The organism is Bacteroidota bacterium (assembly GCA_016722565.1).
In the GTDB taxonomy this organism is placed as follows: domain Bacteria; phylum Bacteroidota; class Bacteroidia; order 2-12-FULL-35-15; family 2-12-FULL-35-15; genus 2-12-FULL-35-15.
In genome coordinates this window covers 297476-324114 of sequence record JADKIU010000003.1, presented here as the reverse complement: position 1 = coordinate 324114, position 26639 = coordinate 297476, and the positions used below count along the sequence as shown (strand labels likewise).

The window sequence follows — 26639 nt, the reverse complement described above, 5'->3', positions numbered from 1 at the left end:
AACACACATTTATTGTATAATCAAGCGCATGATTAACTCTTGTTCCTCAACATCCAATTTTAAAAGATAAATTCCTTTTGATAAATTCAACTTGGTTTTATCAATGATGAGTTGGTGTTGGCCACTAGGTTGATTTTGTTTCTGCAGCAATACAATTTGTTTGCCAAGAACATCTATTAGCGAAATTTCAATTTCAGAAGCGTCATTTAGTTGGTAGGCGATAGTTGTTGTTTCAGAAAAGGGATTTGGATAAGCAATAAAATTCAAATCCTTGGATATGTTCGTGATTTCTGTGGACAATAAAGCAAGTTGTCCGTCAGAGCTTAGGATGCTAGATCGCAAACCTGCACCGTCTTCAGATTGCACACTAAAGTAATAATATTGTCCTGGTGTTAAAGATAAGCCTGAATGTGTTTTAGATATAGACAATGCATTGCTTGTCCAGTTGACAATATCGGTAGCGCCCGGACTTGTTCCGATCGCATACCAATATTCCGTAATTCCTGAATGAGGGTCAGTGCTGTTTGTCCAGTTCGCTGAAAGTTGCGTGAGTGAGTAAGTTGTGTCAATATCAGTGGACGTTCCATCTTCGATAGATACATTGGATGGGTTTGTCCAATCAACATTTACATCCTGTGAACTAATAGCGGATAAATTACCGGCAGCATCTTTTGTAATGGACTTAACTCTGCATGATGGTGAACTCGGATTTGCATTTTGAAAACGAACATCATTTGTTGCGGCAGCTCCCACACTTACTGTCACAGAAGGAAGTCGTGAGCGGTATACTTTTAAATCATTGATCATGTAATCGGAATTTCCATTGCGAAACGAAATAGCATTGCCGGTAGAAAAAGGAGTTGAATCCGTCCAGCTGCCAACAAAATTATTATCCTGATAAACATCCATTTTTCCTGAGATGCGATCATACAAAACTTTGTAATCATACCATTGCCCCGCATTTACAGTCATTGGAACGGAATGTACTAAGCTGAAAACATTACTCACCACTTTGTAAAATTCACAAGCACCGGTTTCAACTCTGAACCATACGAAATAAGAATTTCCTCTGTTGCTAAGTGTTGCATCATCACAAAAGAAATGTAATCCGGCTCGTCTATTTGTGCCTGTTCCGTCAATTTTTCCTTGCCAGTTGTATAAATATCTATTCGATAAGTTTTGTGTGAGTGGCGCCCATATGTTTGTATTCGCATTGGTTTGGTCGGTTTGATTAAGATAACCACCAGTGATACTCCATACTCCGCTTTCTACAGTCCAATCCGGATGAATGGCAGCATCAAAATTATCACTAAAAAATCCATTTCCGTTATTGGCTCTCCATTCGGTACCATTGTTTTCCAACACCTGATAAAAACTTTTTTCAATTCCTGAACCGCCCACATTATCAGTATCCGTAAAGTTTGCGGTAAAATTTGTGGTAACCCATCCGGAAGGAACAGAAACTGTTGTTGTGGGAGCAATTAAATCGACACTGCAATTCCATATCGCTTGAAATCCCGATGCAACTGTTGATACATCAGATTTGTATCGCAAGGTTAATGAATTGCCACTTGCGGTAATTAAACCCGGACTCGCTGTCCCATGATAGAATCCGATGAGCGGTGATGCTGTTGATGGTCCGTTGTAAATCCAAAGTGTATCGTAATTTAGTTCAGTGTTGAATGATGAGAAGTTTAATGTTAATCCGGTTGCACCAGTGGGTGCAATGGTGAAGGTGTAATCTTCTTTGTCGTAATAATTTCTGCTTGGTCCTCCCATATCATAAATGGTATCGGTACAAGGAATGATCGCACAATTAGTAAATTTATCTTGTATTAAATTCCAGAGGTCGTTGTAACCATTGTCGTATCCCAATGCCCAGATTCCTATTCCGCCAATGTTGCGTTGATTCACCAAATCGAATTTATAATCGAATGCTGTTTTGTCATCAATAAATGCCTGCCAATTGTTACCACCACGAACAGATGGAAAATAAGTAGAAAAACTAATCGGATCCCAGGCGCGGGTAGAATAATTGCCGCTTACATTGTTTCGCATGGTTGAGTAGGTTACAGAACTTGTTCCTACGCCAGACGTTGCACTGGGAATACTTGCCGAGGTTGTTGCCCACTCGCGCCCATACCAAGGCAATCCTAAAAGTAATTTTGAATTAGTAGTACCTTGATCTAAATAAAACGTTAACGATTTTGGGAGTGTGTAATTATAGGATGTTTGGAAATTATACAAAGGAGATTCCGGTCCGGCTGTTGAGCTACCGCTATAGTAATAATCGTATCCCATGATGATAAAAAAATCAACATACGGATTCATTGCTGCCATGTCAAATACATTGCTCCAATCAACAGCATACAAACAAATGCTAATTTCGGAGCCGGGAATAGCGGTATGCATTTGATTACACAAATCAATCATGAAGGCAGTAAATGCTGTTCGATGTGATGCGCCCATTCCTTCGAAATCAATGTTGACTCCTTTTGCTCCCCGTGCAGCAACTAAGTTTATTAAGTTGGTGATTAAGGTTTGTTGTGAGGTAGGGCTGGAGAAAAAAGTGGTGTGTCCGCTAAACAAAGTGGCGCATAATGTTACATTCACTCCGTTTGCTTGAGCGGTTGAAACTACACTGGCGGTTGACCAATTGTGGGTGGTAATTGCATTTCCGTTTGCAGAATTTACTTCGTAAGAAAAATAGCAAAGATCTGTTAATCCATTCCAGTCGTAGTTTGCTTCTAGTCCAGCACTCCAGTAGGGATGCCAACCGTAAACGCGTTTGTTTAAATTACAGGCACGACCGAGTGTTTTTTGTTTTGCAATCGGATGTTGGATTCCTGTTTCAAATGTTCTTAAGCTATCCCATTGTTCATTTGTAGAGAAATTATAATGAGCGTATTTTTCTGATTCTTCTTGGTGGATGGATTTAAAAGTATGGCTTGGAAGATTATCACTGCCGGTGCATTTCAAATCTGAATGTGAGAAATCAAATTCCTTTGTTGACGTATCTTGTGAAAGATAAAAATCGATATTTTTCCAAGGCAGACTTCCTCTAACGCATTTTCTTTTTAATGAACTCGTATCTGTTTCCGGAACATATTGTTTGTACTCGTTACTGTTTATTTCACTTTCATCTACATAAAAGGCTTCAACTGAAACCGTTTTGGCAGTTTTAGATACTTGCGCAAGTGCAAGCTTAGAAACACAAATAAAGAAATAGAGCGCAATTTTTTTCACTAGCGAAGAATCAGTTTGATTGTTTTTTGTTCGTTGTTCAGTTGGATCTTGATAAAATACATACCCTTTGCTAATTCCAAATTATCCGCGTTAATAGAAAGCTCTTGTTTCCCGGCACCTTGAGTGGAATTTAATAAACGAATTTCTTTTCCTAATACATCACTCAATGAAATGATAACATCTGTATTTTTAGTTAGTGTATAGGAAATGGTTGTTGAATTTGTAAATGGGTTTGGATAAATGTTAACACCTCCATTTGTCAACTCATCAATTCCTGTGAATAACTGAACGGTTTGTCCGTTGCTTGTAAATACGCTGGAAAGTAATCCCGCTCCATCTTCAGCCTTCACACTGAAGTAATAGGTTTGCAAATTCACTAAACTTAATCCGGTAACCGTCACACTATCACTATACCAATTGTCTGTCCAGTTAACTACATCCGTTGCTCCCGGGGTTGTTCCAATCGCATACCAGTAACGGGCGATTCCTGAATGTGGATCTGACGAAGCACTCCAATTTGCCGACAACGTGGTGGCAGATGTTGTAATTGATATGTCGGCTCCCAATCCATCATTAATTGTATCCACTGCACTTGGCGCAGTCCAATCGATATTGATATTCTGATAAAAGATGGAAGAAAGATTACCTGCAGAATCTGCACAAATGGATTTTACTTTAGCAGCAAAGGTTAATGGATTGGGATTTTGAAAACGGATATCATTGGTAGTTGCCGCACCAACACTTATGTTTGCGCTGAAAGGTGTTCGTGAGCGATAAGTTTTTAATTCGTTGATTGCAAAATTGGCATTGCCGCTTCTAAAGGAAATACCATTTCCGCCCGTTGTGTAGGGCGAACTGTCTGTCCAAGATGTGATGAATTGATTATCTCTGTAAATGCTTATTTTGCCAGTGAAACGATCGTAAATTACTTTGTAATCATACCATTGGCCGGCAACGGTTGTAAATGGTATGTCGACAACAGGAGCACCAAAAACATCACTTACGACTTTATAAATTTGTAATAATCCATCATCCACTCTGAACCAAACAAAATAGGAATTACCTCTGTTCGGCAAGCTTGCATTGTCACAGAAGAAATGGAATCCGGCACGTCTGTTTGTTCCGGTGCCATCAATCTTCCCATAAAAATCATATAAATACCGATTGGATAAGGTCTGATTTAAAGAAGCATAAATGTTTGTGTTGCCGTTTGTTTCATCACTTTGATACAAGGCTCCTGCATTGATCGACCATGAGCCAACTGCACTGGTCCAGTCGGGATGAATGGCCACATCAAAATTGTCAGCAAAAAATCCGTTGTTAGCATTGGCTCTCCATTCGGTTCCATTAAAATCAATCACTTGATAATAGCTTTTTTCTAAACCACTTCCGCCAACATTATCAGCATCCGTGAAAGTAGCAGTAAAATTTGCTGTTTCCCATGCTCCTGGAGTAGCAACGGAAGTTGTGGGAGCAATACTGTCTGTTGTGGTTGCAATGCCTGAAGTGCTCGTCCAATTTGCAATCCATCCAGATGCAATGGTGGAGCAATCGGAGCGAAATTCAATCAGTAATGATCCACCACTTGAAACAATTGTTCCAGGGGAAGTGGTGCCGGTATATTGGCCTATTAAGGGTGCTGCAGTTGTGGCGCCATCATAAATATAGAGATAGTCCCAGTTTAATTCGGTATTAAATGCTGTAAAATTTAAAGTGATAGACGTTGCTCCAGCAGGTTGAATTAATGTTAATAGTCGTTCATCGTCAGCGTAACTTCCCGATGGCCCTCCGCTATCATAAAAATTACCGGTGGAGGAGGTTACGGTTGAGATGCTTGGACTGTTATTGATTAATAAATAATATTTTGCCCAATTCCAATATGGACCGGGATCACTGTGTGATTGCATCGGAAACATTTGATGTCCTTTTATTCGGATGCAACTTCCTTCCAAACAAGAAGTATATCCGCCTGAGCAACCCGGACCTGAATACGTTCGTAAAGGATTGATACCATAACCGCTTGCACAAATATCTCTTACCAATGCTGCAGAGCTGGTATACATGGCGTTGGTATACCAGGCGCCAGAACTTGCATAGCCTTCATGTTCCAAGCCGATGGTATATGGGTTTTCACTTCCTACATGCCAAGCTTTATTTGATTCTAAAACCATTTGTGTGATTTGTCCATCACTTGATCGTAAAACATAATGTGCTGAAACACTTGCAGCACAATTCTGAAACCACGAAATACAGCCGGAATAACTGCCTTCTACATCATGGATGGTTACAGCAGAAACAGCAACTCCACCGCGACCGCTATAGTTGCAAGTTGATGCGGCAGTCCAAAGTGCAGGAGCGTAGTCGGCCGAAAGCATTGATTTAGCATCGAACGTTTCGCCACTCTTCGTTGAAATGCTTTTTTCCGAAAAATTAACTGAGGATGCGCTTAAAACCGCGTAATTATCTGCTCCGAATAGTTTTACGGGATCTAAATTATAATCCGGAAAATGATAGGCTTGTTGATAATTTGCATTCATCAAAAATTGGATGTAACCATATTCTTGTGTTGCTAACGCATAAATTTGTCCGGGTGTGCTTCTTGGTAATTCACTTAGAAAGGTTAAGATGGTTAATTGGTCTTCTATTTTATCGCTTTTGATAGGTAATAATTTTTTTGCTTTTGAAAAAGCAGCAGCATACGCCAGAATGCTTTTCTCGGGATCAGCAATGATTTCATTAACAGGAATCATGGACAGGTCGGAGACAATAACCAGATTGTTGAAAAAGTAATTTTTTCCGTCCAGCGTTAACCCCATTAATCCATAAGCATTGGGTATTCCGGTACAGCTTTCTGATTCGGTTGAAGCATGTGTGATATGTGAAAATCGTGTATTGCAAAATGAAACGGCTTCAAGTATCCCTCTCGGAACTTCCGGATACATCGAATAGGCTTTTTCAAAAGATTTAGCAAAAGGATTTGCTAGAATATCGTTTGCCTTACATGAAATAATAAGTGAGATAAATGTTGAGAAAAGTAGTAGCTTTTTCATCAGAAATGTGTTTGAGTAAATCCTATTGTAAAGATAAGAAATTACAGCAAAACAGCTAATTTTTGATGAACCAGCATGGGCAATGCCCGATAGAGCATTCTTGCAAGTTTAATAAGGGTGGTATTCGAATGGTAATCCGGTTAATCGTGCCGATTCTTCTCCAAGCATCAAAATGTCGTCATCATCTGCTTCATAATTCCATTTAACTAAAATTGTATGGTTTGCTGAAAGCATTTTTTTTGAAAAAACCAATAAGTCGATGACCAATTTTAGTGAACTGGAATTTAGGTATTCAAAGGATAAAATGAATGTTGTGTTTGGCAAAGGGTTTTTGAAATATTCTTCTGCTTGCTTAAAAATGGGGGCAAAAAATGCCACTGAGTCTTCAGATAAAGTACGTCCCTTTATTGAAAATGTACCTTCATTGACATTGATAGAAACTTCAGGGGTTTCTCTCGTTCCTGCTATAAAAAAGTTTTCCATGGGTTGCAGTAATTAATTTTATTTTCAGTATTTAGCAATTATAGTTTCAATAATTTGTTCTTAGATTTTTACTCCGATTACCGTAATGTCATCAATCTGTTTGCAATTGCCTTTCCAGTCATATAATGTTTGTTCTAAAACATCGTATTGTGTTTGGCTGTCTTTTTCCGCAATTTCGGTGAATAGGTTTTTCAATTTTTTAGCACTAAATTTTTTCAAATCATTTTTATCAAATTGATCAGCATAGCCGTCTGTAAAAAGATAATAAACATCGTTAGGAAGGATGTCTAATTCAACTTCCGTAAATATTTTTCATAATCTTCGTAAGAGCCACCAATTGAAAAGCTTCGTAAGTTTACTTCGTTTAAAACACCATCACGCACGTAATACATTGGTCGGGATGCAGAAGAATAAAGCATTTTTGTTTTTTCTTTGTTGATGGTACAAATGGAAACATCCATACCGTCTCTTGAAGAGCTACCGGCAGCATCTTGCTTTAATAATTTTGTGATGTTAGCGTTTAGTTGATTTAATATTTCGCTTGGAGATGTTATTTTTTTATCGATTACAATGTCGGTTAAAATGGTTGTTCCAATGATTGACATAAAGGCTCCTGGGATACCATGTCCTGTACAATCGACTGCAGCAACGATATAAGATTTTTCTGTTTCAGCAAACCAATAAAAATCTCCGCTAACGATATCTCTTGGCTTAAAAAATATAAACGATTTAGGAAAACAAGAGATGAAGCTTTCTTTCGTAGGAAGCAAGGATTCTTGAATTCGTTTTGCGTAATTGATACTGTCAGTAATATCTTTATTTTTTTCTTCGAGAATGACCTTTATACTTTCCAGTTGCTCTTTTTCTATTTGTAATTGGTAGGTTTTTTCTTTTACGGTACTTTCTAGTTTTTGCTTGATTCTGAGTAAGCCTTTAATTCTTGATTTGATAAAAAGGTATACCAATACACCAACAATAACAATTAATACCAGCCAAAACCAGATGTGTTTCCATAATGGGAGTGCAATTTCAAATACAATTTCTGTGGGTTTTGTGTTCCAAACACCATCTCTATTGGTTGACAAAACTTGAAATGTATATGTACCATCCGCAATTTTGGGAAACTCTAAGATTCGCTCATCAGTAGTTCGCCAGGTTGAATCAAGACCGACAAGTCTATATTTGTATAAAACTTTTGATGCATCGGTGAGTGAAATTCCAACGTATTCAAGCTTAGCAGTGTAGGTGCTGTATGGCAATAGGATGGGTTCATTAATGTTGTATGGTTTGCCATTGAAAGATAAAGAAAGGATTTGTGTCCTAGGCTCTGCTACTGTAATATTATTTCGTTTGGTATTGTATAATACGAGTCCTTCTTCATTCCCGAACCATAAATTCCCTTTTAAATCGGAAACAGCTGCATTCACATTGTTATTTGTAAATAGAAGTCCATCATTTTTCTTATAACTGGTTATCTGATGTTTAATTCCTTTAATCCGTGACATTCCATTTTTATGCGTCACCCAAACATCATTGTTGTAATTAACGACAGCAGAATAACAGAAATTTGAAATTAACCCGTTCTCAACTCTGAAATTTTGTGTTTTTTTGCCATCATATGTAAAAACGCCATCTCCATTGGTTGATATCCAAATTAATCCTCTCAAATCTTCAGAAACTGAATTTATCGAATAACTTTTTAGTTCTGCAATGTCTCTTAATACGGTTATTTCGTCATTTTGTAAAAAGTAAGGCGGTGTACCATCCGAGCAAAACCAAATGCGGCTTTTGGAGTCACAAAAAATGTAGCGCACATTATTATGAAGTAAACCTTCTGCGGTTGTTAATAAATCCGTTTTGTTTGTTTCTTGGTCTATAAAATAAACGCCATCTTTTGTTCCGATAATGATGGTGCCACTTTTGGTTTGTGCAATGCAATTGATTGAAATGCTGGCCAATTTATTCTTTTTTGAAAAATTTTCGAATTGATTTGTTGTTGCATCGAATTTAAAAACACCGTTTAATTCTGTTCCAATCCATATTTTCCCATTTTTATCTCTTAATAATGCATTTACTTGGTCTTTTACAAATCCATTTTTTGCATCAAATAAAACAGATTGGGTTTTGTTTTCTGGAAAGTATTTTACTAATCCGATTGTTGAGCCGAGCCAAATGAAATTTGTGCTGTCTACTAAAATGGATTTGATGTCAGTAGCAAATTCAGGTTTGTAGAAATTAAATTTGTAAACCGGCATTTCAATCAGACCGTTTCCAAAGGTGCCAAACCACATGTTGTATTCAAAGTCCTCAAAAATGGTTTGTATATAATTACTGGATAAGCCATTCTCTTTGGAAATGGTCGTCACTGTGAATTTGTCTTTGTTGTTCCCGGGAGGAAATACAACTTTTTTTAATCCTTCATTCGCAAGTGAGATCCAAAGATTGGTCTCGTGATCGGAATAAATGCTGAGAATGTTTTTGGCATCGGAAGATAACTCGTTTGTTATTTCAGAGATTTTTGAAATTCGTTTACTTTTTAGTTTTACACCATATGCACCTTCACCGGGAATGGCTAACCAAAATATACTTGCATTTTGATAGTCTCTTATGATAGAAGTAATATTTTTATCTTTAAAGTCTTTTCCTTCTGCAATTAGTTTAGGTTTTTTTATGTTTTGGATGTCGTACCAGCTCAGACCGTAGTTGCTACCACAAAGTAGATTTCCGAAATTGTCTAATTTAATACAATTAATTCCGGAGTCCTCAGAAAAAACGGGCCCTTTTAACGTAAAAGTTGTGTCGATATAATAAACCCCTTTTCCTTGCACTACAAACCAAATATTCTTTTTTGCATCCTCTGCAAATGAAATTATTTTTGAGCCAAGTTCTTCCGATTTTTTTATTTTTTTGATGACACCTTTTTTTAGATAGGAAATTCCACTCTGGTAATGCCCCATCCAAATGATTTTCCTTGAATCGATGTAGTGGGTGTTTACAAAGTTTTCACTCAGACTGTCGTTAGTGGTGTACGTTTTAAATTTATTTCCTTCATACGCTACAAATCCGTTACCGGTAGATAGGTATATAAAACCATCCGAGGATTGTGAAATAGTGTAGATATAGTTTTGTGCAAGTCCATTATCTTCTGTGTATAAATTGAAATCATACACCTGACCAAAGGAGGCTTTAGAAAGGAAAAAAAATACTACAATAAATAACCGAGAGCACTTATGCATAAAACTAATTTGTTTTCACCTTTATTTTATATTTATATTTTGGTACGCCTCCGATAGGTGAGGCGAAAAAGGGTAAATTTTCACCGTATTGATTTTGAATGTATACAACAATATTGTTGTTGTTTGAATCTTTGAGTTTTATAAATTGAATATCCATCGAGGTGTTTAATTCTTCTTTTCAATTTCATATTTATGCTTTTTCCACACGTTGTTGGTTGATGATTTATCACCAGTTCCTTTTTTAGCAACTGATATAACGCGTATCACTCCGTCATCATCATAATCAAAAATATTTATTTCAATTGCAGTTACTTTTGCATCAATGAATGGATAAACATGACCTACTGAGGTTTTTGAATCGGAAAGTCGGAATGAATATTCGTATGCAAATGCGTTTCCACCTTCTACATTTTTGTTTTCGTTTGGTTTTGATGATAAAAACATTCGGTAAAGGTTGCCATCATCACCTTCTAACCCTTCAATAACTATTTTAAAAACATATTGATTAAATGTCGGGTCTATTTCTCCTTCCGTAGGATTGAAAGGGCCAAGTGTTACCCAATTGTTGTCATATTCTGCTTCATTTGAAAAGGTTTTTGTCGCGAGTTGTATTCCGCTTTTGAAATTTCCTTTTGGATCAATGCTTTTTGCTGCAGGATCAGTATGTGCTCCTTTACCCCCATAAACAGAAAACTTGGTTTTTGTATTGAAGGCGGGTCCATGCAATTCGTCATTCGTTCCACTGTTTTCCGGGTCATAAATTCGAATGTAGATGGGATTTTTTTCAGACAAAGGAATTACAAAAAAGAAGGTTTGGACAAAATCGTCATCTCCCCATTCTTTTAATGAACTTTTACCGAATGTTCCCAAGTAAGGGAATTTTTCATCAGTTGAGGGAACGGATTGGGAGTAGGAATTAGACACGATGCCTGCAAATAGAAGCACAAAAATCAATCTGTTTAGTATCATTGTTTCTTTTTTGTTATATATAAGGTAACCCTTCTGTTATATAATATATTTTTTTGAAAATTGTTTTCGTCACCAATCGGACGTTCATTTTTCGGAATGTTTTTTATACTTGCAATTTTGATACCCTTTTCTTCAAGGTATTGTTTTATTACGTTTCCGCGCTTTTTAGAAAGCTCTAATCGGGCTTCCTCAAATATTTGCTCATTAAACTCTGCACTTCCAACTGTATCCGTAAACGAATAAATCGAAATGGATAAATCGGATTCTATTTTTAAAATTTCTGCAATAAGATCCAATACAGGTAAATATTTTTTCTGAATCGAATCAGCAAATCCCGTAAAGTAAATATTGCTCGAAAACTCTTTAAATGTAGTATTATTATTTTTCAAATTAACCATCCAATCGAAAATTTTGACATTTTGAAGCTTTTCGTTGCTTTGAAGTAACGAATCACCGCTGTAGGCTACTACACGCGCACTATTTAGTCCGTTCGCTCTGGCTTGTCGATATTCATCTTTTAAATCCAATATTTTCTCTTTTCTTCCGGCTGTATAGAGGTATAAACTATCCAGCATAAATTCCCGGATGTCGGTTAATCCTTTGAAGAAGTCTGCATCTCGAGGGATCTGTTTTTCAGAACTTCCAAGGTAAACTCTGAAGTTTAAACTATCTACGTTTTCTGTTGTGAAGGTGATTTTTTTGTTTTGTGGTGCGGTATAAATTGTGTCCTCTGTATTCTTCCATAATTCGTTTGCAATAAAAATTTTCTTCTCCACACATAGTTCATGAATTCTGCCTGTTGAATCGTTTTTGTATTCAACGCCTAGTTTTATAAAGTATTCACCTTCTTTTTCATATTTTCTGTTACCTGTAATTCCGCTTGAATAGTTTCCATCACCAAAGTTCCAGGAATATCCTAATATTGTTGCTCCTGGTATTTTTGACTTATAACTATTGATATTTATTATGCCGTTTTTTGCAGCAGTATCAGGAGCATTTAAATATACTTGCTCTGAATCGTCCACCACAAAATCGTAGCTGGCCTCATTATAAAACAAGGCGCCTGATTCCTCTTCTACAATATTAAGTTCAACTACGTAAGTGCCTGATTTTTTGAAACAATGTCTTGCTTCCAAACTTTTAATTTTTGTTCCATCTCCTAAATCCCATTCGTAGATTAGCTTCGTTTGATTGTCATCCGATAAATTCCCAACGGTGCTTTCTTCATAAAATGTAAAGCAGTAAGAAGGGGCAACATAAGGAACACAGTTTTTTATGCTTGGATATTTATTGGTGAAATAATAAATATCGTCTTTGGTAATTGCATTTCTACTGGATGAAAAATACCCTTGTTTCTTTGTGGAATCTATAAATGCTCCAAAATCATCTGAAGCAGAATTGATAGGTGATTCTAAGAGGTGTTTGGATGCGTTAATTGAGTCAGTTAAATCGAAAGAATAGAGGTCTAATCCGCCAATGCCATCCGGAATATTACTAGAAAAATACAACATATTTATTGGAGAAACAGATGGGAACACTTCATTATAGGCTGTGTTTATTTTTGCGCCCAGATTTATTGGATTGGACCAGCTCCCATTTTCATAAATTGAATAGTAAAGATCCATACCACCATAACCGCCAGCCATATTGGAAGAAAACACTAACGTTTTTCCATCTATTAAAAAATAAGGATGTGTGTATGAAAATTCAGGTTTACAAAAAGACAATTTTATCGGTTTATTCCATGCATTTTTTTTAAAATCGGATTGATACAGCTGAAGATTTTTTAACGTAATTTTTGAGGTTTTAAATTTAAATGGTGCGAAGAATATGAAGAATTGGTGCTAAAAATGATAGTTGATTGGTCTTTGTTAAAACAACCTGGTCCATCATTAAATGCTGTATTGATTGTTCTGGAAATTGGTTTTGCCTGTTTAAATGAAAGGGAATCTACTCTTTCTGAAATAAAAAGATCAATCAATGGCTTTTCATTTTCATTCGTATAAACAACTCCTACCAAATTATTTCTGTCGGATGCAAAGAGTAATTTTCCATTATTAATTACCGGAGCATATTCTGAGTTCCCCGAATTGATTGAAATGGGTGCAACAAAGTAATGTGTTGTGTCTTCTTTAAAAAAGGGAATGGAATCAGATAGCATCGCTTCCTGTCCGAATACACGAGGGGAGAGTAGGATAGAGAAAATGAAACAAGACAAAAACAATTTGCTCATAAAACTAAAAATAACGTGGACTTGTTGCATTCACTTTATACCCAAACTCATATTTTAACATCACTTCATGTGATCCTCTGTTATAGGTTTTTAATTTTGAAAGTGTTAAGTCGAACGCATAACCAATGTTGAATTGATCGTTGATGGAATAGTTTAGCAAAAATACAACAGCATCATTGGTTCTATAAGAAAATCCTAATCCGAAATTTTTGTAATATGTGTTCAGGTTTAAATCCACTTCAATAGGTGAATTGTTGATGTATTTTACCAAAACGGTAGGTTTGAAAAGAATCGATTCGGAATATTTCAAAATACATCCTCCATTCAATATCATTGGGTTGTAAGTGTTCTTGGTATAGCTTCCAAACTGAATTAATGAAGGTGAAGACAAGCCAATAAAATATTTTTTAGCTAAGTAGTAAATACCAACTCCCGCTAATGGTGTAACCGTTTTTTGTGATTGCCCTTCAAAAATAGCATCTCCGGCTGTTGTTGTATTGATTTGATCCCAATTATTTCGAGTAATGTCAAGTCCGCCAAGAATTCCGAAACTAAGCGAACTTTTAGAGAAATTTAATTTGTAAGCAAAAATACCATTTACAATATTTTTGTTCGTTACGCCATATCTATCGGAAATAAAATTCACACCAACATTTAGTTTGTTGTTTGGTAATGGGGTATGGATACTCAAGGAAGTTGTTTTTGGAGCACCATCAAATCCTGTCCACTGATTTCTATGAAGCAGTGTGATGTTTAATGCCTTGTTTGCTCCTGCATAGGCAGGGTTTATCGCCAGCCCGTTAAACATATATTGGCTGTATTGATTGTTGTGCTGAGAAAAAGAAATTTTCACAACAACAAAAAGAAATAGGAGTGTTATACTTTTTTTCATTTTGTTTTGATTACTACATAGCCATTTATTGTTCTTTCGGCACTCAATTTTAAAATATAATAATAGGTGTCATCAGATAATCTTCCGCCACTATTGTTATTTCCATCCCAATCATTTTTATAGTCAGGATTGCTATATACCAAATTTCCCCAGCGATTAAATACATTTAACTCAACATTGGTAAAGTCGCCTAAGCCAGGAATTTCAAAGAAATCATTGATATTATCACCATTCGGAGAAAAACCATTTGGTACTTGTATTTCTGATACCGTTATCATTACTTCATCCGTGCTGGATGGACATGCTCCATTTGAAATTGTCCATAAAAAGATATTTTGTCCACCAGTTAAGTTGGCTGTATATGTTCCCGGATCATTGATGTTTGTGAACAGTCCACTTCCTGAAAGAATACTCCACGTTCCAATTCCGGTTATAGGAGTGTTGGCATTTAATGTTACAAAATTCAAGCTTGTTGAAACGTCTAACCCGGCATTCGCAATGGTTGGAATGTCATCCACCCAAATCTCAACATCATCCATTGTAGGTGGACAGGTAGCTCCAGAAATTGTCCAGCGGAAAATGTTAGAGCCGATGCTTAAACCTGTCACGGATGTAACTGGCGATGCCGGACTTACAATCGTTCCGCTACCACTGATGAGCGTCCAGAATCCTGTTCCCACAATTGGAACATTCCCGTTTAGCGTTGATGAGAAAGCGCAAATTGCAGAATCGATACCGGCATTGGCAACAGTCGGAAAGGCATCTACAAAAATAGTTACTGTATCTGTTGTGGAAGGACAAGTACCACTGGATATCGTCCAAACAAATGTGTTGATGCCGCTGCTCATGCCTGTAATGCCACAAATAGGAGATGATGGAGACGTTAACGTTCCTGTTCCCACAATCGCTGTCCAGAGGCCAGTTCCTATGGCAGGAGTATTTCCATTTAAAGTGGAGGTTGCCGCACAGATGGTTGAATCAAAACCTGCATTGGCTGCAGAAGGGAATGGATCAATATAATAATTTACAGTATCTGTTGATGCACTGCAAGTACCATTTGAAATCGTCCAGACAAATGTATTGGTTCCAATGCTTAATCCTGATATGGCTGTCGTAGGCGAAGATGGAGTGGTAATGGTTCCCGCTCCAGAAACAACACTCCAGTTACCAGTTCCAATTGTTGGTACATTCCCATTTAATGAAGATGTCGATGAACAAATAGTGGAATCAAATCCTGCATTTGCTGCTGTTGGAAAGGGATCAACAAAAATGGAAACGGTGTCGAAAGAAGAAGGACAAGTTCCATTAGCAATTGTCCAAACAAATGTATTTACGCCAACACTTAAACCAGAAACACCACAAGATGGCGAAGTGGCTGCGAATAATGAGGCACCACCTGCAGTAACCGTCCATGTTCCTGATCCGATTGCAGGTGTATTTCCATTTAATGTAGAGTTTGCAGAGCAGATGGTTGAATCAAAACCTGCGTTTGCAACGGTTGGTAATGGGTCTACAAAATAATTTACAGTGTCGTGTGAAACAGGACAAGCACCACTTGTAATCGACCATACAAATGTGTTGGTGCCAATGCTTAATCCTGAAATACCTGAAGTAACATTGCTGGAATCACTTAATATTCCGGTACCAGCAATTACCGACCAAGTTCCTATTCCGACAATTGGAATATTTCCATTTAAAGAGGAAAAAGAAGAACAGATTGTTGAATCACTTCCAGCGTTTGCCGGAGTAGCAAAGGTGTTGATTGTAGCTACAACCGTATCTGTTGTTGGTACACAGGTTCCGTTTGAAATGGTCCAGACAAATACATTTACGCCCACACTTACACCGGTTATTGATGATGTTGGTGATGTAGGATTGGTAATTGTACCACTACCTGAAACGATTGTCCATAAACCAGTACCAACAATTGGTGTATTGCCATTTAATGTAGCAGAAGATGCACATATAATAAAATCGGAACCGGCATTAGCAATTGTTGGATATGCATCTACATTTATTGTAACCGTATCTTTTGATGAAAGGCATACTCCATTTGAGATTGTCCAAACAAATTTATTCACACCAATACTCATTCCAGTTACAGTCGAGGAATTTGATGTAGGTGATGTAACAGTTCCTGTTCCTGAAATCACAGACCATATACCTGTTCCTACAATTGGTGCATTGGCATTTAATGTTGAAGCTGACGAACAAATAGTGGAATCAAATCCGGCATTCGCTATAGTAGGAAAATCGAAACGATAAATTGTTACAGTATCTGTTGAGCTAGGACAAACTCCATTTGAAATCGTCCAAACAAATGTATTTACTCCAACACTTATTCCACTCACCGTTGATGTAGGTGAACTTGGCGTTGTAACTACTCCAGTGCCAGTTATTACAGTCCACAATCCAGTTCCTATAGCAGGTGTATTTCCAGCAAGTGTTGCACTCGTGGCACAAATGGTTTGGTCGATACCTGCTGCAGATACAGTAGGTGGAGCATCTCGTGTAATAGTAATATCATCGGTAGAAGGAGAGCATACTCCATTGCTGATGGTCCAACGGAATGTATTGATGCCTACACTCAAACCGGTAACACCGGATGTTGGAGATGTTGGTGTTGTAACAACTCCTGTTCCTGCTAATACAGTCCAAACTCCTGTTCCAACAATGGGTGTGTTTCCTGCAAGTGTTGCTGTTGTTGAACACACCGTTTGGTTTGGTCCTGCAGCAGAAAGTGTAGGGAAATTGAAACGGAAAATCGTCACAGAATCAACTGATGCTGCACAGGTTCCATTGGAGATGGTCCAAACAAAAATATTTGTTCCTACTCCTAATCCTGTAAGTCCGGATGTTGGTGAAGTAGGAGTGGTAATGGTTGCACTACCTGCAACGATGGTCCAAAGTCCGGTTCCTACCACTGGAGTATTTCCGGCAAGTGTTGTGCTTGTTGCACAAATGGTTTGATTCACTCCTGCATTAGAAACGGTAGGTGGTGTATCACGGAAAATAGTAATGTCGTCAGTGGATGGTGTACATACCCCATTGGAAATGGTCCAACGGAAAACGTTCACTCCAAAACTTAATCCTGTAACTCCTGATGTTGGTGAAGATGGTGTTGTTACAACTCCAGTTCCTGCAATTACACTCCATACTCCTGTTCCAACTACAGGTGTGTTTGCAGCAAGTGTAGCAGTGGTTGCGCACAATGTTTGATCCGGACCAGCCGTTGCAACGGTAGGGAAATCGTAACGGAAAATTGTAACAGAATCGAATGAATTAGCACATGTTCCATTGGAGATGGTCCAAACAAAAATATTTGTTCCTACTCCTAATCCTGTAAGTGTGGATGTTGGTGAAGTAGGAGTGGTGATGGTTGCACTGCCTGCAACAATGGTCCAAAGTCCGGTTCCTACCACAGGTGTATTTCCGGCAAGTGCAGTACTTGTAGCACAAATGGTTTGATTCACTCCTGCATTAGAAACAGTAGGTGGTGTATCGCGGAAAATAGTAATGTCGTCAGTGGATGGTGTACATACCCCATTGGAGATGGTCCATCTAAATGTGTTCACTCCAAAACTTAATCCTGTAACACCGGATGTTGGAGATGTTGGTGTTGTTACCACTCCGGTTCCAGCAATCACCGTCCATGCACCTGTTCCAACTACAGGTGTGTTTGCAGCAAGTGTAGCAGTGGTTGCGCATAAGGTTTGATCCGGACCAGCCGTTGCAACGGTAGGGAAATCAAAGCGGAAAATTGTAACAGAATCGAATGAATTAGCACATGTTCCATTGGATATGGTCCAAACAAAAATATTTGTTCCTACTCCTAATCCTATAAGTGTTGATGTTGGTGAAGTAGGAGTGGTAATGGTTGCACTACCTGCAACGATGGTCCAAAGTCCCGTTCCTACCACAGGTGTATTACCGGCAAGTGTTGTGCTCGTTGCACAAATGGTTTGGTCCACTCCAGCTGCAGCAACTGTAGGTGGTGTATCGCGGAAAATAGTAATATCGTCAGTGGAAGGTGTACACACACCATTAGAGATGGTCCATCTAAACGTATTCACTCCAAAACTTAATCCGGTAACTCCTGATGTAGGCGATGAAGGTGTTGTAACCACTCCGGTTCCAGCAATCACCGTCCATGCACCTGTTCCAACTACAGGTGTGTTTGCAGCAAGTGTAGCAGTGGTTGCGCATAAGGTTTGATCCGGACCAGCCGTTGCAACGGTAGGGAAATCGTAACGGAAAATTGTAACCGAATCGAATGAATTAGCACATGTTCCATTGGAGATGGTCCAAACAAAAATATTTGTTCCTACTCCTAATCCTGTAAGTGTGGATGTTGGTGAAGTAGGAGTTGTGATGGTTGCACTACCTGCAACGATTGTCCAAAGTCCCGTTCCTACCACAGGTGTATTTCCGGCAAGTGTTGTGCTCGTTGCACAAATAGTTTGATCCACTCCAGCTGCAGCAACTGTAGGTGGTGTATCGCGGAAAATAGTAATGTCGTCAGAGGATGGTATACATACCCCATTGGAGATGGTCCATCGGAACGTATTCACTCCAAAACTTAATCCGGTAACACCGGATGTTGGAGATGTTGGTGTTGTCACCACTCCGGTTCCTGCAATCACTGTCCATGATCCTGTTCCGACAATAGGTGTGTTTGCAGCAAGTGTAGCAGTTGTTGCGCACAATGTTTGATCCGGACCTGCAGTTGCAACGGTAGGGAAATCTAAACGATAAAACACAACAGTGTCTGTTGTTATCGGACAACTTCCGCTTGTTATGGTCCAAACAAATGTATTAAATCCTAAGCTTATTCCTGTTACTCCTGAGGTGGCTGAAGTAGGTGTTGTAACAATTCCAGTTCCGGCAATCACTGTCCATGCACCAGAGCCAATAACCGGTGTGTTTCCGGTAAGTGTTGCTGTTGTTGAGCAAATTGTTTGATCTGGTCCGGCTAATGCAACAGTAGGAGTTACAAGTCGATTGATGGTTATGTCATCTGTTGAAGGAGTACAAAGTCCATTCGAAGTTGTCCAGCGGAAAGTGTTCGCCCCAAGTATCATTCCTGTAACTCCGGAAGTAGGAGAAGTAGGAGTGGAAAATACGCCAGATCCAGCAATTACTGTCCAGAATCCTGATCCAACAATAGGAGTATTAGCCGCTAATGTTGCAGTATCACTGCAAACAATTTGATCCGGACCTGCGGCAGCTGGAGTAGGAAAATCCAAACGATTAATTGTAATCGAATCGAATGAATTAGCACATGTTCCATTTGAAATGGTCCAAACAAAAGTATTGACTCCAACACTTAATCCTGTTACTCCGGATGATGGTGATGATGGGGTGGTAACTGTTGCACTACCGGTAACAACGGTCCATGTTCCTGCTCCAACCACCGGTGTATTTCCTGCAAGGGTAGCAGAAGTTAAACAAACCGTTTGGTCAATTCCTGCATTCGATACAGTAGGTGGTGTATCACGGAAAATAGTAATGTCATCAATAGAAGGTGTACATACACCATTAGAGATGGTCCATCGGAAAATATTCGCACCAAAACTTAATCCAGTAACACCTGAAGAAGGTGATGTAGGTGTTGTCACCACTCCAGTTCCCGCAATCACTGTCCATACACCTGTTCCAACAATTGGATTGTTTCCGGCAAGTGTAGCGGTGGTTGTACATAAAGTTTGATCAGGTCCAGCTGCCGCTGTAGTAGGGAAAAGCAAACGATCGATAACAATATCGTCCACTGATGGAGCGCAGGTTCCATTGGAGATGGTCCATCGGAAAGTATTGGTTCCAAAGCTTAATCCGGTAACCCCTGAAGTAGGTGAAGTTGGAGTGGTAACCACTCCTGTTCCAGTTACCACTGTCCAAAATCCAGTTCCGACCGTAGGAGCATTCCCCGCAAGTGTCGCAGTGGTTGTACAAACTGTTTGATCTACTCCCGCATTTGAAGTTGTAGGTGGTGTATCACGGAAGATGGTTACATCGTCAATGGATGGAGTACAAATACCATTGGAGATGGTCCAACGGAATGTATTCACTCCTAAGCTAAGCCCAGTAACACCTGGCGATGGCGATGTAGGTGTTGTCACTACTCCGGTTCCAGCAATCACCGTCCATGCGCCTGTTCCAATAGCAGGAGTATTTGCTGCGAGTGTAGCAGTGGTTGTACACAATGTTTGATCCGGTCCTGCAGCTGCAGTGGTAGGGAAATCCAAGCGATTAATAGTAATGTCATCAATAGAAGGCGGACATGTTCCATTGGTGGTTGTCCATCGGAATGTATTGATACCAACACTTAATCCGGTAACACCGGAAGTAGGTGAAGTAGGAGTAGTAACAGTTGCACTACCCGCTACAACCGTCCAAATACCTGTTCCAACAATCGGAGCATTTCCGTTGAGTGTAGCTGTTGTAACACAAACGGTTTGGTCTGTTCCTGCATTTGAAGTTGTAGGTGGTGTATCTTGGAAAATGGTAATATCATCAGTAGAAGGTGTACACACTCCATTGGAGATGGTCCATCTGAATGTATTGACTCCTAAGCTTAATCCAGTCACACCGGAAGTAGGTGAAGTTGGTGTTGTCACCACTCCAGTACCAGCAATCACTGTCCATGCACCCGTTCCTATGATTGGCGTGTTAGCAGCAAGTATAGCAGTAGTTGCACAAATTGTTTGATCGGGTCCTGCAGCAGCAGTAGGGAAATCCAAGCGATTAATAATCACATCATCAATAGATGGTGAACAGGTACCATTGGAGATGGTCCATCGGAATGTATTAACACCGACACTTAATCCTGTTACTCCGGATGATGGTGATGAGGGTGTTGTCACGACTCCACTACCAGTGATTACGGTCCATGCGCCTGTTCCTACCACTGGATTATTTCCAGCAAGAGTAGCTGACGTTGCACAAACAGTTTGATCGACTCCTGCCGCGGAGGTGGTTGGTGGTGTATCTCTGAAAATCGTGATGTCATCAGTTGTTGGTGTACATACACCATTAGAGATGGTCCATCTAAATGTGTTTACACCAAAGCTTAATCCCGTAACTCCAGATGTAGGAGATATAGGTGTTGTCACAACACCAGTCCCTGCAATCACTGTCCATGCGCCCGTTCCAACAGTAGGTGTGTTTCCTGCAAGAGTAGCGGTTGTTACACAAAGTGTTTGATCAGGTCCAGCGGTGGCCACAGTCGGGAAATTAAAACGAGTTATTGTGATATTATCTGTAGATGGAGTACAAACTCCATTTGAAATTGTCCAACGGAAAGTGTTAACTCCAACGGATAATCCAGTAACTCCAGACGTTGGTGAAGTAGGGGTGGTAACCGTTGCGCCACCGGCAAGAACTGTCCAAGCGCCTGTACCGACAACCGGTGTGTTTCCGGCAAGTGTTGCTGTTAATGTACAAACACTTTGATCCGGACCTGCATTAGATAAGGTCGGATTAGCATTTCGAGTGATTGTAACATCATCAGTAGAAGGAGTACAAACCCCATTTGAAATAGTCCATCGGAATGTATTGACACCCACTGATAATCCTGTAACTCCGGATGTTGGAGAAGTAGGTGTTGTAACCGTTGCTCCACCCGCAATAACGGTCCATGCTCCTGTTCCAACTGTTGGAGTATTCCCGGCAAGTGTCGCAGTTGTCGCACAACGAACTTGATCTGGTCCGGCAGCAGCTGTGGTAGGTATGTTAAAGCGGTTGATTGTAATATCATCTGTTGAAGAAGCGCATATTCCGTTTGAAATGGTCCAACGGAATGTATTCACACCAACACTTAATCCGGTAACCCCTGATGTTGGTGAAGATGGTGTGGTTACTGTTGCTGCGCCTGTAATAACGGTCCATACACCAGTACCTACGAGTGGTGTATTTGCTGCAAGTGTAGCTGTTGTTGCACAAACATTTTGATCAACACCTGCTGCGGAAACAGTCGGAGTTGCATCGCGGGTAATAGTAATATCATCCATGGAAGGTGTACAAACGCCACTTGTAATGGTCCAACGGAAGGTGTTTACTCCAACGGATAAACCAGTAACACCTGATGTTGGTGAAGATGGAGTTGTAACTGTTGCACTGCCAGCAATCACTGACCATATACCAGTTCCTACAAGAGGTGTATTTGCTGCAAGTGTTGCGGTGGTCGAACAAATTGTTTGGTCAGGTCCTGCAGCTGATATTGTTGCAACTGGATCTACGGTGATGGTAACATTGTCTGCAGATGGAGGACAAGTTCCATTCGAAATGGTCCATACGAAGGTGTTCGCTCCAATACTTAATCCACTCACACCAGGTGTTGCAGAGGTGGTGGATGTAAGTGTTCCTGTTCCTGCAGTGATAGTCCACATTCCGGATCCAATAATTGGGATATTCCCATTTAAAACGGAAGCAGTGGAGCAAATTGTAGAATCAAATCCGGCATTGGCAACAGTTGGTAAAGGGTCAATAATCAGACTCACCGAGTCAATGGATGAGGGGCAAGTTCCGTTTGAAATGGTCCAAACAAATGTATTTGTTCCAACTGTTAATCCTGTTACTCCGGAAGTTGGAGAACTTGGTGTGGTAACAAATCCACCCCCAGAAAAAACGGTCCAAATTCCTGTTCCAAGAATTGGTGTGTTTCCATTTAAGGAAGAGGAAGCACTGCAAAAAGTATTATCGGCACCGGCATTTGAAACGGTTGGGTTTTGATCAACATTAATAGTAATGTCATCAAAAGACGGGGCGCATGTACCATTTGAAATGGTCCATCGGAAGGTGTTTACTCCAATGCTCAAACCAGTGACTCCAGAAGTTGGAGATGAAGGCGTTGTTACTGTACCAGAACCGGCAATCACCGTCCAAGTGCCGGTTCCAACGGTAGGTGTATTTCCTGCAAGTGTTGCAGTTGAAGCACAAATTGTTTGATTCGGACCTGCAGCAGCAACAGTTGGTGGAGTGTCACGGAATATGGTGATGTCATCAACAGATGGTGTACAAATACTGTTTGAAATGGTCCAACGGAATGTATTAACTCCTAAGCTTAATCCGGTCACTCCGGAAGTAGGTGAAGTCGGAGTTGTAACGGTTGCGGAGCCAGCAATCACTGTCCATGCTCCGGTTCCTACAGTAGGAGAATTACCGGCAAGTGTTGCAGTGGTTGTGCACAATGTTTGATTAGGTCCGGCTGCCGAAGTTGTTGGAAATGGTAAACGAGTAATGGTTACATCATCAGTTGAAGGTGGACAAACGCCATTCGAAATCGTCCAGCGGAAAATATTTACACCTACACTTAAACCTGTAACCGGTGAACCTGGTGCAGAAGGGAATGTTACACTTCCGGTTCCTGCAATTACCGTCCAAACCCTTGTTCCGATAGCTGGAAGATTCCCTGCAAGAGTAGCAGTTGTTGCGCAAACGGTTTGATCTGTTCCCGCATTGGCAGTTGTTGGAGCGGCATCACGATTAATTGTAACATCATCCACAGAGCTTGGACAGGTACTATTGGTGATGGTCCAACGGAACGTATTCACTCCAATACTTAAACCAGTTACTCCTGATGTTGGTGATGTAGGTGTTGTTATGGTTGCTCCACCAGCGATGACGGTCCAGACACCTGTTCCAACGGTTGGTGTATTTCCTGCAAGAGTGGCATTGGGCGAACAAACAACTTGGTCGGGACCAGCAGCAGCAGTTGTAGGAAAATCCAATCGATTGATGATAATGTCATCAGTGGAAGGAGTACATATTCCATTCGAAATCGTCCAACGAAAGGTGTTAACACCAACGCTCAATCCGGTCACTCCAGATGTTGGTGATGTTGGTGTTGTGATTGTTGCACCTCCGGAGATAACCGTCCAAACTCCTGTGCCAACAATTGGTGTATTGCCTGCCAATGTTGCAGAAGTAGCACAAACGGTTTGATCGAATCCTGCATCTGCAATGGTAGGAACATCATAGCGCGTAATAATAATATCATCTACTGATGGCGCACAAACACCATTTGAGATGGTCCATCGGAATGTATTGGTTCCATAACTTAATCCTGTAACACCGGATGTTGGTGAAGAAGGCGTGGTAACGGTTGCTGATCCGGTAACCACAGTCCAAACACCTGTTCCTGTTGTAGGTGCGTTTCCGGCCAGTGTTGCTACAGCCGTTGCACAAACAGATTGGTCGGGTCCTGCAGCTGCAGTTGTGGGAACCGGATCACTTGTAATTGTGATGTCGTCAATAGATGGAGCACAAACTCCATTTGTAATTGTCCAACGGAATGTATTTACACCCGGACTTAAACCGGTGACTCCGGATGTTGGCGAACTAGGAGTTGTAACAATTCCTGATCCTGCAAGTACTGTCCAAACTCCTGTTCCAAAAGAAGGGCTATTCCCTGCCAATGTTGCTGTTGGACCACATACAGCTTGATCAGGACCAGCAGCGGATGTTGTAGGATTTGCATAGTTTGTGATTGTAATATCATCTGTTGATGCAACGCACGTTCCATTCGAAATTGTCCAACGGAAAGTGTTTACTCCTGTTGTAAGTCCTGTAACACCTGAGGTTGGAGAGGTAGGTGTGGTGACTGTTGCAGATCCAGCAATAACTGACCATGCTCCAGTTCCTACAATTGGTGTGTTTCCTGCTAAAGTAGCTGTTGGTGTGTTGCACAAACTTTGGTTTGGACCAGCAGCAGAGGCTGTAGGGTTTGCGTAAACGGTAATTGTAATATCATCCGTTGATGCAACACACGTTCCTGAACTATTTGAAATCGTCCATCTAAAAGTATTTGCTCCTAAAGCTAATCCAGTGACACCGGAAGTTGGAGATGTGGGAGTGGTTACAGTTGCCCCCCCGGCAATTACTGACCATACGCCAGCGCCAACTGTTGGTGCATTCCCTGCAAGTGTTGCCGTTGTTAATGCACAAATGGATTGGTCAGGACCAGCTGCTGAAGTGGTTGGATTAACACAAATTTCAGCACCTACCGCAAAAAAGGTTGCTGGCGTATTCATGGTGTTGTAATTGGTTAGCAACCAACCAGCTGGTTTTGCATCATTTGAAATTCGGAGTTCGTCCAAAGAACCAATAAAATCTTGTGCAGTTGTATTTGGATCTTGTGCAATTCTAAAGGTATTGGATCCACCACCAGTAGGGTCTTCCGTTCCTAAATAGGCAACAGCAGCGCCACTAAGAACTCCGTTAACATAAAAACGAACACTATTGGCTGTTACGTCCCTAACCATTGCAATATGTCTCCATGTTCCAGTGGCAACGCCAGAAGAAACAGTTGAAATGATATCTTTGTCTGTTCCTGCACCATATTCCCAGTAGGTTCGAAGTCTTAATGTTGTGGCATCAATTGAAAAGTAATAGGAATAATTATCTACCGCAGTTTCTGTTCCTCCTCCACAAGCGAAAATTACATTTTCTTTTATGCCTGCTTGTATTGTAGTCATTCTAACCCAACCTTCTAATGTTACATTTCCTGGTATGACCAACGTTGGATCAGGCGGACGTGTTAGAGAATTACCGGCAACAAAAGTTTGACCGTCAGCAATTTTTCGTGTAGCTCCAGTTAAATTTGCAGAGCCCACATTCGTCATGGTATGCGTATTGGCTGTGGCATCCAAGGCTGAAGGAACATCGTTGTGTAAGTGCCACACGGCATTGTATTGTGCATTCCAAGTGGTTGTAACAGATTGGTCGGCAACAATAGCCGTATTTCCATAATACATACGAATGACAGTACCACCTGCAACGGAAGGTACGCGCACCCACGCCACTAATTCACCTGTTGTAGGAACGTACAATTCCAGCTGATGGTCCAGAGGTGTGATTCCATCTGCTGCTGTAAATTTTATATCGTAGCCATTTGCGTTGCGCACATCTCCACCACTTGCAACTACTCTTAAATCTAAATCTGTACGACTAACTAAAACAGGAAAGTCTATAAAAGGGCCCCCCGCTCCAACTTGTGCTGCATTGATTGTAAGAATTTTATAAAAGGAATAGCCGGGAAGCTGTCCGTAGGAAAGCCCTATGAATAAAAAGAAACCAATAAAAAGTCCTAATCTCTTAATTAGCATAAATAATCAAGCAATAGTAAATTGTTAATGGTAGATATATATTCTGGAAACCGTTTGAATAAAATTTAGGGAACAAAAATGTGCATCCAATTCTATTTAAAGATGGCTGAAATTTGAATAAAAACGAAAAAAACAAAAAATGAGTAGGTAGTTGTTTTTCCATATAATTGTATCGCATTCAAATATAGAAGATTATCTCAATAAATAGCAATAAAATCGATGAATTATGCAATCAAACCGATGAGTAAGGAATATTGGGAGTTTTATGTACTTGCCAAAGGTGCTTTTATTAGCCTTGAAAAGCTCTTCAAACACCTGTCGAATTTGAAAATGTGCTACTAAACAAAAGGAAATAAGATTTTGTTTTTTTTCTAGAAAATGAGCATAAAAAAAACACTCTTAGAAGTAAGAGTGTTTTCTGAATTTGTT

The 26639-nt window shown here is 39.9% G+C and carries 10 protein-coding genes; all 10 read right to left on the bottom strand.

Features of this window, described 5'->3' with window-relative positions; all coding sequences use genetic code 11:
- Nucleotides 1-9: 9 nt before the first annotated feature.
- The 10 genes from IPP64_12510 to IPP64_12465 all read right to left on the bottom strand — a co-directional run bounded on the left by IPP64_12510 (nucleotide 10) and on the right by IPP64_12465 (nucleotide 26210).
- Entirely contained in the window at nucleotides 10-3246 is a 3237-nt protein-coding gene (locus tag IPP64_12510) for a T9SS type A sorting domain-containing protein (protein MBL0330210.1), read from the bottom strand.
- Nucleotides 3246-6296, bottom strand: a complete 3051-nt coding sequence (locus tag IPP64_12505; GenBank protein ID MBL0330209.1) for an N-acetylmuramoyl-L-alanine amidase — start codon at nucleotides 6294-6296, stop codon at nucleotides 3246-3248. The genes IPP64_12510 and IPP64_12505 overlap by 1 nt, the downstream gene beginning before the upstream one ends.
- Before the next feature lie 108 nt (nucleotides 6297-6404).
- Complete coding sequence (locus IPP64_12500; protein MBL0330208.1) at nucleotides 6405-6779, bottom strand: DUF1987 domain-containing protein; 375 nt, start codon at nucleotides 6777-6779, stop codon at nucleotides 6405-6407.
- Nucleotides 6780-6839: 60 nt separating this feature from the next.
- Nucleotides 6840-7088, bottom strand: a complete 249-nt coding sequence (locus tag IPP64_12495) for a SpoIIE family protein phosphatase (GenBank protein ID MBL0330207.1) — start codon at nucleotides 7086-7088, stop codon at nucleotides 6840-6842.
- Entirely contained in the window at nucleotides 7067-10015 is a 2949-nt protein-coding gene (locus IPP64_12490) for a SpoIIE family protein phosphatase (GenBank protein MBL0330206.1), read from the bottom strand. The genes IPP64_12495 and IPP64_12490 overlap by 22 nt, the downstream gene beginning before the upstream one ends.
- Before the next feature lie 165 nt (nucleotides 10016-10180).
- Entirely contained in the window at nucleotides 10181-10984 is an 804-nt protein-coding gene (locus IPP64_12485) for a hypothetical protein (GenBank protein ID MBL0330205.1), read from the bottom strand.
- On the bottom strand, nucleotides 10981-12711 hold the full coding sequence (locus IPP64_12480) for an OmpA family protein (GenBank protein MBL0330204.1): 1731 nt from the start codon (nucleotides 12709-12711) through the stop codon (nucleotides 10981-10983). Before IPP64_12480 ends, IPP64_12485 begins: the two co-directional genes overlap by 4 nt.
- Before the next feature lie 59 nt (nucleotides 12712-12770).
- Entirely contained in the window at nucleotides 12771-13217 is a 447-nt protein-coding gene (locus tag IPP64_12475) for a hypothetical protein (protein ID MBL0330203.1), read from the bottom strand.
- Between the two features lie 4 nt (nucleotides 13218-13221).
- Nucleotides 13222-14109: a type IX secretion system membrane protein PorP/SprF gene (locus IPP64_12470; GenBank protein ID MBL0330202.1), complete on the bottom strand. Its 888-nt coding sequence runs from the start codon at nucleotides 14107-14109 to the stop codon at nucleotides 13222-13224.
- Nucleotides 14106-26210 carry a DUF2341 domain-containing protein gene (locus tag IPP64_12465; protein ID MBL0330201.1) on the bottom strand — a complete coding sequence of 4035 codons (12105 nt, stop codon included), beginning with the start codon at nucleotides 26208-26210 and terminating at the stop codon, nucleotides 14106-14108. Before IPP64_12465 ends, IPP64_12470 begins: the two co-directional genes overlap by 4 nt.
- Nucleotides 26211-26639 lie beyond the last annotated feature (429 nt).

Coding starts and splice junctions, on each gene's coding strand:
- IPP64_12505 (MBL0330209.1), bottom strand. CDS start 6,296: ATGAAAAAGCTACTACTTTTCTCAACATTTATCTCACTTATTATTTCA.
- IPP64_12500 (MBL0330208.1), bottom strand. CDS start 6,779: ATGGAAAACTTTTTTATAGCAGGAACGAGAGAAACCCCTGAAGTTTCT.
- IPP64_12490 (MBL0330206.1), bottom strand. CDS start 10,015: ATGCATAAGTGCTCTCGGTTATTTATTGTAGTATTTTTTTTCCTTTCT.
- IPP64_12485 (MBL0330205.1), bottom strand. CDS start 10,984: ATGATACTAAACAGATTGATTTTTGTGCTTCTATTTGCAGGCATCGTG.
- IPP64_12475 (MBL0330203.1), bottom strand. CDS start 13,217: ATGAGCAAATTGTTTTTGTCTTGTTTCATTTTCTCTATCCTACTCTCC.
- IPP64_12470 (MBL0330202.1), bottom strand. CDS start 14,109: ATGAAAAAAAGTATAACACTCCTATTTCTTTTTGTTGTTGTGAAAATT.
- IPP64_12465 (MBL0330201.1), bottom strand. CDS start 26,210: ATGCTAATTAAGAGATTAGGACTTTTTATTGGTTTCTTTTTATTCATA.